Annotated in this window: 10 protein-coding genes and 1 pseudogene; all 11 read left to right on the top strand. The window is 50.7% G+C overall.

Going from position 1 to position 9723, the window contains the following annotated elements:
• Window positions 1–386 (top strand): annotated as a pseudogene (locus tag BZG14_RS13655) (phosphate acyltransferase PlsX); the annotation flags it as partial.
• An 8-nt stretch (window positions 387–394) separates the two neighbouring features.
• Complete coding sequence (locus BZG14_RS13650; protein WP_069362213.1) at window positions 395–1354, top strand: beta-ketoacyl-ACP synthase III; 960 nt, start codon at window positions 395–397, stop codon at window positions 1352–1354.
• Window positions 1355–1372: 18 nt separating this feature from the next.
• On the top strand, window positions 1373–2314 hold the full coding sequence (gene fabD / locus BZG14_RS13645; RefSeq protein ID WP_077608997.1) for an ACP S-malonyltransferase: 942 nt from the start codon (window positions 1373–1375) through the stop codon (window positions 2312–2314).
• Between the two features lie 67 nt (window positions 2315–2381).
• Window positions 2382–3116: a 3-oxoacyl-ACP reductase FabG gene (fabG, locus tag BZG14_RS13640; protein ID WP_069362215.1), complete on the top strand. Its 735-nt coding sequence runs from the start codon at window positions 2382–2384 to the stop codon at window positions 3114–3116.
• A gap of 157 nt (window positions 3117–3273) precedes the next feature.
• The gene (acpP, locus tag BZG14_RS13635) at window positions 3274–3510 is read left to right on the top strand and encodes an acyl carrier protein (protein WP_046075439.1); all 237 of its coding nucleotides are present in this window, start codon (window positions 3274–3276) and stop codon (window positions 3508–3510) included.
• Window positions 3511–3602: 92 nt separating this feature from the next.
• Window positions 3603–4841, top strand: a complete 1239-nt coding sequence (gene fabF, locus BZG14_RS13630) for a beta-ketoacyl-ACP synthase II (protein ID WP_069362216.1) — start codon at window positions 3603–3605, stop codon at window positions 4839–4841.
• A 125-nt stretch (window positions 4842–4966) separates the two neighbouring features.
• Window positions 4967–5776: an aminodeoxychorismate lyase gene (pabC, locus tag BZG14_RS13625; RefSeq protein ID WP_077608996.1), complete on the top strand. Its 810-nt coding sequence runs from the start codon at window positions 4967–4969 to the stop codon at window positions 5774–5776.
• Window positions 5770–6786 (top strand): endolytic transglycosylase MltG, encoded by a 1017-nt coding sequence (mltG, locus tag BZG14_RS13620; protein WP_077608995.1) that lies wholly within the window; start codon window positions 5770–5772, stop codon window positions 6784–6786. Before pabC ends, mltG begins: the two co-directional genes overlap by 7 nt.
• Window positions 6783–7421: a dTMP kinase gene (gene tmk / locus BZG14_RS13615; RefSeq protein ID WP_077608994.1), complete on the top strand. Its 639-nt coding sequence runs from the start codon at window positions 6783–6785 to the stop codon at window positions 7419–7421. Before mltG ends, tmk begins: the two co-directional genes overlap by 4 nt.
• A complete protein-coding gene (gene holB, locus BZG14_RS13610; RefSeq protein WP_069362220.1) occupies window positions 7418–8410 on the top strand; it encodes a DNA polymerase III subunit delta' in 993 nt (330 codons plus the stop codon). The genes tmk and holB overlap by 4 nt, the downstream gene beginning before the upstream one ends.
• Before the next feature lies 1 nt (window position 8411).
• Entirely contained in the window at window positions 8412–9191 is a 780-nt protein-coding gene (locus BZG14_RS13605; protein WP_069362221.1) for a TatD family hydrolase, read from the top strand.
• The last annotated feature ends 532 nt before the right edge of the window (window positions 9192–9723 follow it).

Here is a 9723-nt window from a genome sequence, read left to right as displayed (position 1 = left end):
ACGTAGAGGGCGACCAGATCTACACGGGTGAGACGGATGTGATTGTCTGTGATGGCTTTGTCGGCAACGTGGCGCTAAAAACCAGCGAGGGAGTGGCACGTTTGATCATCGACAAGGTGAAAGCCCACCTCCACCCGCATCCTATTAAGCGTTGGATCGCGAAATGGCTATTTTCTGATCTATTAAATCAACTCCAACAGCTGAAACCCGACCAGTACAACGGCGCAAGTTTGCTAGGATTGCGCGGCATCGTTGTAAAAAGCCACGGACGCGCTGATATCGCCGCTTACGRAAACGCTATTTTTGAGGCGGTGCACGAGGTCGAACGGCAAATCCCAACTAAGATAAGTGACCGTTTAGAGGCAGTTCTTCTCGAGAGGCATTAGTAGTCTTCATGTATAGTAAGATTTTGGGCACAGGCAGCTATTTGCCTGAACAGGTTCGCACCAATGCTGACCTTGAACAAATGGTAGACACCAGTGATGAGTGGATTGTGACCCGTACGGGGATCAAGGAGCGTCGCATTGCTGCACCGACAGATACCGTTGCCTCGATGGCGTATCAGGCCGCCGTGCAGGCGATAGATATGGCTGCCATTGATAAACATGACATCGACCTGATTATTGTTGCCACCACCAGTGGTGAGCGTGCGTTTCCCGCGGCTGCCTGTGACGTGCAAGCCATGTTGGGGATTAAAGGGTGCCCCGCCTTTGATATCGCGGCGGCATGCTCTGGCTTCGTGTATGCACTCAGTGTGGCGGATCAATACGTTAAAAACGGCCTGGCCAAAAATGCGCTGGTGGTGGGCGCAGATCGCCTGTCTCACACCTGTGATCCCGATGATCGCTCCACCATCATTTTGTTCGGTGATGGTGCAGGGGCCGTCGTGCTCTCTGCCGATGAAAATGATGGTATTTTGTCCACACACTTGAAAGCTGATGGCAAATTTGGCGAGCTATTGAAACTTAAGTATCCGGAGCGTGGTCAATCGTTAGAAGCCGATGAAGCGTGGCTTTATATGGCGGGGAATGAAGTCTTCAAAGTAGCGGTAACACAACTGGCCAATATTGTGACAGAAACGCTTCAGGCTAACCAAATTGAAAAATCAGATATCGATTGGTTGGTACCACACCAAGCCAATTACCGGATTATTAAAGCGACCGCGAAGAAACTCGCGATGTCGATGGATCAAGTGGTATTGACGCTTGACCGCCATGGCAATACGTCTGCCGCATCGGTGCCAACTGCCCTTGATGAGGCGGTGCGCGATGGGCGAATCCAACGAGGCCAGACACTCTTACTTGAGGCGTTTGGCGGCGGATTCGCGTGGGGTTCAGCGTTAGTCAGATTTTAAATAAATAGGAAAACAGCTATGTCTTCAACAGCTCGTTCTTCAACCGCGATTGTCTTTCCCGGTCAAGGCTCGCAAGCCGTGGGTATGCTCGGGGAGCTCGCCGAACAATATGGCGTTGTGCAGCAGACGTTTGCAGAAGCGTCAGACGTGCTTGGCTATGACCTTTGGGCATTGGTCCAGCAAGGGCCTGACGCGGACTTAAATGAAACCCATCGCACCCAACCGGCGTTACTCACCGCGTCTGTTGCTATTTGGCGCGTATGGGAAGCTCAAGGTGGTGCGGCGCCCATGATGTTTGCTGGTCATAGTTTGGGTGAATATTCTGCCTTGGTGTGTGCGGGTGTATTGGATTTTAAAGAAGCCGTTAAGCTTGTCGAGTTGCGCGGTCAATTGATGCAAGAGGCGGTGCCTGCGGGTATTGGCGCGATGTCGGCGATTATTGGCCTCGACAATGACGCAATTGCCACAGCGTGTGAGCAAGCGGCGCAAGGCCAGGTGGTCTCACCGGTTAACTTCAACTCGCCAGGCCAAGTGGTGATTGCGGGGAATAAAGAAGCGGTTGAGCGTGCTAACGCCCTGTGTAAAGACGCGGGCGCAAAACGTGCATTGCCGCTGCCCGTGTCAGTGCCTTCTCACTGTGCGCTGATGAAGCCAGCAGCAGAAAAACTGGCGCAAGCACTGGAATCGGTGACGTTTAATGCACCACGTGTTCCTGTGGTCAACAATGCAGATGTAGCAACGCCGGTAGAGCCGGCTGCAATTAAAGAAGCCTTGGTGCGTCAATTACATAGCCCGGTACGTTGGACTGAAACGGTCGAGCATATGGCGGCTGAAGGTGTGGAGCAGCTATTGGAATTTGGCCCTGGCAAAGTATTGACTGGCTTGACCAAACGCATCAACAAGGCGTTGAGTAGCGCAGCGGTTAATGATAGCGCCAGCCTTGCCGCGGCGAAGGCATAAACCGTATTACGAAGACACTTTGTGACTGCCGGCGTATGTCGGCAGAATCAACTAAAAGGGTAACCGAATGAAACTAGACGGAAAAGTAGCGCTGGTGACAGGCGCAAGCCGTGGGATCGGCCGAGCCACGGCAGAGCTTTTAGCGGAGCGTGGTGCCACTGTAATTGGTACGGCGACCAGCGAAAAAGGCGCCGCGGCAATCAGCGATTACCTCGGTGAAAACGGTAAAGGCCTGGCACTCAATGTGACCTCGACAGAGTCAGTCGCAGAGGTGCTTGATACGATCAAAAAAGAATTTGGTGATGTTGATATTCTGGTTAACAACGCCGGTATCACTCGTGATAACCTATTGATGCGGATGAAAGACGACGAGTGGCAGGACATTATGGACACCAACTTGACGTCGATCTTCCGTTTATCAAAGGCAGTATTGCGTGCGATGATGAAAAAACGCTGTGGCCGAATCATTAATATTGGTTCTGTGGTCGGTGTGATGGGTAATGCGGGACAGGCAAATTATGCGGCGGCAAAAGCAGGCGTGATTGGCTTTACCAAATCCATGGCACGTGAAGTGGCTGCGCGTGGCATCACAGTGAATACGGTCGCCCCTGGTTTTATCGAAACCGATATGACCAAGGCGCTAAATGATGAACAGCGCGCTGCGACTCTGGCACAAGTGCCAGCAGGGCGTTTGGGTGATCCAAAAGAGATTGCTGCAACGGTGGCGTTTCTAGCCTCTGATGATGCCGCTTATATGACGGGTGAGACTTTGCACGTCAATGGCGGTATGTACATGATTTGATCGAGACCGTTGCAATCTCGAATGACACACGTCAAACTCCGATTGATTTGTCCCCAAATCGTGGTTTGACCAGCCGTGGAGGTCTTGCAACTTCCACATTAATGAATAAACTACAGCACATATCGCATCTGCGAATCTTGTAAGGACTAGTATTAATATGAGCAACATCGAAGAACGCGTAAAGAAAATCATCGTTGAGCAACTAGGTGTCGACGAAGCAGAAGTGAAAAACGAAGCTTCATTCGTAGACGACTTGGGCGCGGACTCTCTGGATACCGTTGAGCTGGTAATGGCTCTTGAAGAGGAATTCGATACAGAGATTCCAGATGAAGAAGCAGAGAAGATTACTACTGTACAGGCAGCCATCGACTACGTTGTCGGCGCTTCAGCGTAATCTCAGAATCCTACCAGGCGGTCTCCTTGACCGCCTGTGTTCTTTTTAAGCTATTCTAATTTCCAAACTAATATTCTCCGGAGAATATCATCGTGTCTAAGCGTCGTGTTGTTGTGACTGGCATGGGTATGTTGTCACCCGTGGGTAACTCAGTTGAGTCTTCATGGAAAGCTCTGCTAGCCGGGCAAAGCGGTATTTCCGCGATTGAGCATTTTGATGCCACTCACTTTGCCACTCAATTTGCCGGCATGGTTAAGGACTTCAATTGTGAAGACTACATGTCGAAAAAAGATGCACGAAAAATGGACTTGTTCATCCAATACGGCATTGCTGCCAGTGTGCAAGCCATTAAAGACTCCGGATTGCAAGTGGATGACAATAATGCACACCGTATAGGTGTCGCGATAGGTTCAGGCATTGGTGGTCTTGGTTTGATTGAACAAAACCATCGTGCGTATATGGACAAAGGTCCGCGTAAAATCAGCCCCTTCTTTGTCCCATCAACCATCGTTAATATGATTGCAGGGCACGTGTCGATTAACTACGGCATGCGTGGCCCAAACATCTCGATTTCAACCGCATGCACCACAGGCCTGCATAATATTGGTCATGCTGCCCGTATGATTGCATACGGTGATGCAGACGCCATGGTTGCCGGCGGCGCAGAGAAAGCCTCCACCGAGCTTGGTATGGGCGGTTTTGCCGCCGCCAAAGCATTATCAACACGTAACGATGATCCACAGTCGGCCTCTCGCCCTTGGGACAAAGATCGTGATGGTTTTGTGCTGGGTGATGGGGCAGGCGTGATGGTGCTTGAAGAATACGAGCATGCGAAAGCACGTGGTGCGACCATTTACTGTGAATTAGCCGGTTTTGGTATGAGTGGCGATGCTTACCATATGACGTCACCCAGTGAAGACGGCTCTGGCGCGGCATTGGCGATGGAAGCGGCGATTCGTGATGCGGGTATCAACCCGGCACAAATTGGCTACGTTAACGCGCATGGTACATCTACCCCAGCGGGTGATGTGGCGGAAAGCAAGGCGATTCGTCGTGCAATGGGAGACGCAGCTGATAGCATGTTGGTCTCTTCAACCAAATCGATGACGGGTCATTTGCTGGGTGCGGCAGGCTCTGTTGAATCTATTATCACTGCCATGTCGCTGATTGACCAAGCCGTCCCACCAACGATCAACCTTGATAATGTTGATGAGGGTTGCGATTTAGATTACGTACCGCACGAAGCGCGTGACGTAAAAATGGAGTACGCCTTGTGTAACTCCTTTGGTTTTGGTGGCACCAACGGCTCTTTGATCTTCAAAAAGCTGTAATGCGCATCGGCGTTTATACAGCCTAAAAAGAGTTTGCTATAGTAACGGCCCGACGATTCGGGCCGTTTTTTATTGTCGGTAAGGTTTTTATTGTCTGTAAGAGTAGTGACTGTCGAGGTTGATAGATGTACTGGGTAAACGGACACCCTTGTCGCGAACTAGCGGTCGCTGACCGAGGGCTCCAATTTGGTGATGGCTGTTTCACCACTGGCCATGTGTATCAGGGGCTATTACTTGATCGTGATGCCCATATACTGCGTTTACAAAGCACTTGTGAGCGATTAGCCATTCGCGGGGTCGATTGGTCGGCACTCGCAATAACGCTCGATCAAGCGTGTCAGCATTCGCAGGATGAACAGGTGTTGAAAGTGATCATCACCCGAGGGCAGGGGGGCCGCGGTTACAGTCCTAAAGGCTGCTCGTCGCCAACCGTGATTGTCAGTCTGCATCCGTATCCACGCCATTATCATCACTGGCAACAGCATGGCGTGGCGTTGGCGACGACGCACATACAACTTGGTGCGTCACCTTTGGCGGGGCTTAAACATCTCAATCGATTAGAGCAGGTGTGCCTAAAGCTGGCACTGGAAGACGCGGAGGCCGATGATTTCGTAGTCGCGGACATGTTTGGCAACCTAGTTGAAACCACGGCATCTAACCTTTTCTGGTGCCAAGACCATGTCATCTATACACCTGATTTAGCCTATGCCGGTGTGGCGGGATTAATGCGAGAAAAAGTGATGGCGGTGATTGACGGTTTCACGGACTACCAATGTAAAACGGTCGCGGTCGATGAGGCGGCGCTATGGCGTGCCGATGAAGTGTTTATTTGCAATACCTTGATGAAGGTGGTGCCAGTGACATCCATCAATGAAACAAGCTATACAACGCATACGCTGACAAGGCGATTACAACAGAGGTTAAACGCGTGCTAAAAAAGCGATTTTTGGGGCTGATGAGCGTATTGATGGCGATAGTCTTGGCCTCAGTCGCTGGGGTACTTTGGCAAACGAAGGCGTTTATTTCCACGCCGTTATCCTTGCAGACGCCTCAGCTATTCACCGTACCTAGCGGTGCACATTACCATAAGGTCATTGCAAAATTTGAAGACAACGGTTGGATGGCGTCAAGCATCTGGTCGAAATTTGCGCCACGGATTTATCCAGAGCTGACTCGGGTACAAGCGGGCACCTTTCAGATCCAACCTGGACAAACGTTGGCTGAGGCATTCGCGACCCTGCGTTCAGGCCAGCAATATCAAGATGAAATCACCTTTGTCGAAGGGAGTACGTTCGCTCAGTGGCGTAATCAAATCCAATCAGCCCCGCATCTCGAACAAACATTAATCGGGATGAGTGAGGCCGCCATTGCTGACGCGTTAGGGATCAGTCACGATAAATTGGAAGGCTTATTGCTACCTGAAACCTACGCTTATGACGTGGGAGATACCGATGTGGCATTGCTAAAACGCGCCGCGCGTGCAATGGAATCGACCTTGAAGCAGGCTTGGCAGCAACGTATCGAGGACTTGCCGATTGAGACCCCTTATCAGCTATTAATATTGGCCTCCATCATTGAAAAAGAGACCGCGGTGGCGAGTGAACGTGAAAAGGTGGCGTCGGTGTTCGTGAACCGGCTACGACGTGGTATGCGTTTGCAAACCGATCCGACCGTGATTTATGGCATGGGTGATAAGTATGAGGGCAATATTCGTAAGCGTGATTTGCGCACACCGACCCCCTACAACACCTATGTGATTAATGGCTTGCCACCGACGCCGATCGCAATGCCAGGTAAAGCGTCGATCTTTGCCGCGGCGCAGCCAGCAAAAACGGATTACTACTATTTTGTCGCCACGGGTAAAGGCGGCCACCAATTTTCTACCACCTTGGCCGAACATAATCGAGCCGTGCGTGATTATCTAAAAGTGTTGAAGAATCAATGAAGAACCATTTCATCGTTGTAGAAGGCCTTGAAGGCGCGGGCAAAAGTACGGCCATCAATCAGATCAAACAGGTGTTACTCGACGTCGGCATCAAAGATGTGATCACCACGCGAGAGCCCGGTGGTACGCCGCTTGCCGAACAGTTGCGAACGCTTGTCAAACAAGGCCACCCGGATGAACCGCTCACGGATAAAGCCGAGCTGCTCATGCTTTATGCCGCCCGAGTACAGCTTGTCGAAAATGTGATTAAACCCGCCTTGGCAAAGGGGCAATGGGTAGTAGGTGATCGCCATGATATGTCATCACAGGCTTATCAAGGTGGGGGACGGGGTATGGACACGTCGCTGATGCAGAGCCTCAAAGATACGGTATTAGGAGAGTTTGCTCCCTCACTGACTCTTTATATGGACATCGACCCAGAGGTAGGCCTGGCACGTGCACGTGGCCGTGGTGATCTGGACCGGATTGAGAAAATGCAACTTGATTTTTTTGAGCGCACGCGAGCGCGCTACCTGGCATTGGCAAACGACGATCCCAGTGTGGTGGTGATTGATGCGGGCCAGTCGCTAGACACAGTGACCGCTCAGATTAAGACGGCACTAGAAAACTGGCTTAAGCAGCAGACAGGCGTATGAGTGACAAGATAACATTGGCATATCCCGCGCCTTGCGTTTATCCCTGGTTTGAAGGTGTGTGGGCGCATTGGCAGCAGCTATTGATCAGTGCAAGGTTTCCGCATGCGCTCTTGTTGGCCGCGCCCCCGGGCAGCGGCCGTCGCGCGTTGATCAGCCAGCTTGCCAAGGTAAGGCTGTGTAGCGACCAAACCGATAGCGCTTGTGGTCATTGCCATCATTGTCAGCTTTTCGCGGCGGGTAACCATCCTGATATTCACTGGCTCGCCCCCGAGAAACCCGGTAAGCAGATTGGTATCGATGCAGTCCGCAAGGTGCAACGACAAGCGCTGGAAACGTCGCAATTGGGCGGGGCGCGCTTTATTGTTATCGAGTGTGTCGAACGTTTAGGGGAAGCCGCGGCCAATGCGTTGCTTAAATCGCTAGAAGAGCCACCTTCAGGGTGTTACTTCGTATTGTTGACAGACTCGCTGGATAGTTTACTTGCGACCATTGTTAGTCGCTGTAGTGTGTGGAAGGCACCGCAGGCGGAGGCTGACACAGCCAAGGCGTGGATCGAGCAAGCATTGCAGCGTTCGGTGCCAGATCATGCGGTGGGTTTATACCGTGGCGCGCCCTTGGCTGCCAGTGACTTTGTGGCATCGGGCGGGTTAGATCATCACCATGCTGTGGTGGAAGGGTTTTCTACCTATGTGTGTGAGAGAGCGGGCTTATTTGACACTATTGAGGTCTTGGTCGCACACTATCCCGCTTCATTGAACTGGCTCAGTCATTTTCTGCTTGATGTACTTAAATGGCGTCAAGGTGTGGGACAAACCATTGTGCATCGGCATCATCACCAACGGGTGGCGGAAGTGGCCAATGCACTGACCACTCAGCAAGCTCATTCATTATTACGCGCGCTGCATCAATTACAGCGCCAGTTACAAATTCATACAGGGCTAAATACCGAACTGGTGGTTAGCCAGTGGTTATTATCGATTGGAGAATAACGTGTTAATAGACTCTCATTGCCATCTCGACAAACTGGATTACGACTCGCTGCACCAGAATGTTGCCGATGTTTTAGATAAAGCGCAGGCAAGGGGCGTCGACTATTTTCTCTCGGTGGGAGTCACGCTAGATAGTTTTCCGGCGATGCTAGACATGATCCGACCTTATCCGCATGTTTTTGCCTCATGTGGCGTGCATCCTTTGGATATTGAAAATGGTTTCGATTATGACCGACTGAAAGCCTTAGCCGCTGATGAGCGTGTCGTCGCGGTGGGAGAGACAGGGCTGGATTACCACTATCAGCCAGAGCTTGCCGAGCAGCAGCAAGCGATCTTCCGTCAGCATGTCCGCCTCGCGGTTGAGCTCAACAAACCCTTGATTATCCATACGCGCGCGGCACGTGAAGACACACTTGCGATATTACGTGAGGAGGGCGCCGAGCGCGTCGGCGGTGTGCTACACTGCTTTACAGAAAGCTATGAAATGGCACAAGCAGCGATTGAGATGGGGTTCTACATTTCAATTTCTGGAATAGTGACGTTCAATAAAGCCACAGAGCTGAAAGATGTGGTGCGTCGCATCCCGCTTGACCGCCTGCTGGTTGAAACAGACTCGCCTTACTTGGCACCTGTTCCCCATCGTGGCAAGCAAAATCAGCCGGCTTATGTGAAAGAAGTCGCTGAGTACGTCGCGATGTTAAAAGGTGAATCGGTGGAAACGGTTTGTGACATCACCAGCCGTAACTTTTTTGCGCTTTTTTCTGGTGCAAACCCGCAATAATTCAAGTCGCCCGATTGTTCAGTCGGGCTTTTTTCCTACCTGAATGTACCCATGAATGATAACGACAAAAAGCGCGGCTTTTTATCGCTATCAAGCGCGTCGTTTTGATGATGATCTGACTATACTGTCGTCAATAATCGGTTTTTTTTTCCTCAGGTTGTTGCTTTGCACTGAATGCGGCTCGAAATTTGATCTGGCGCAATTTTCTCATAACCACATGGAAAATAAAGAAAAAGTGGCCATTGTAACGTTTATCGTGCCCATGAGATTTTTCGTTACGTAAAATAACGTTTGAGGTTTTTAAGTCGCTGTTTTTTTATGCGGTCTTTTTATCCTCTGTCAGTGTAAAAAGTCATTTTTAATCATAATCTTACGTTTATTTTTGTTGTTTTTGTCACCCGTTCGGTTTGTGATCTATATTTACTTTTTAATCAGTAAAATCGTTACTGATGGGCAAGGTGATGATTCGCCCCTTATAGTTTGGGTGAGTTCAATAATCACAAATCGTTTGTTCTCTGGGCACCTGTTGTAT

Origin of the sequence: Salinivibrio sp. IB282 (assembly GCF_001995685.1) — a bacterium.
Classification (GTDB): Bacteria; Pseudomonadota; Gammaproteobacteria; order Enterobacterales; family Vibrionaceae; genus Salinivibrio; species Salinivibrio kushneri.
Note: the sequence above shows the minus strand (reverse complement) of the source record. Positions and strands in the feature narration are given on the sequence as shown.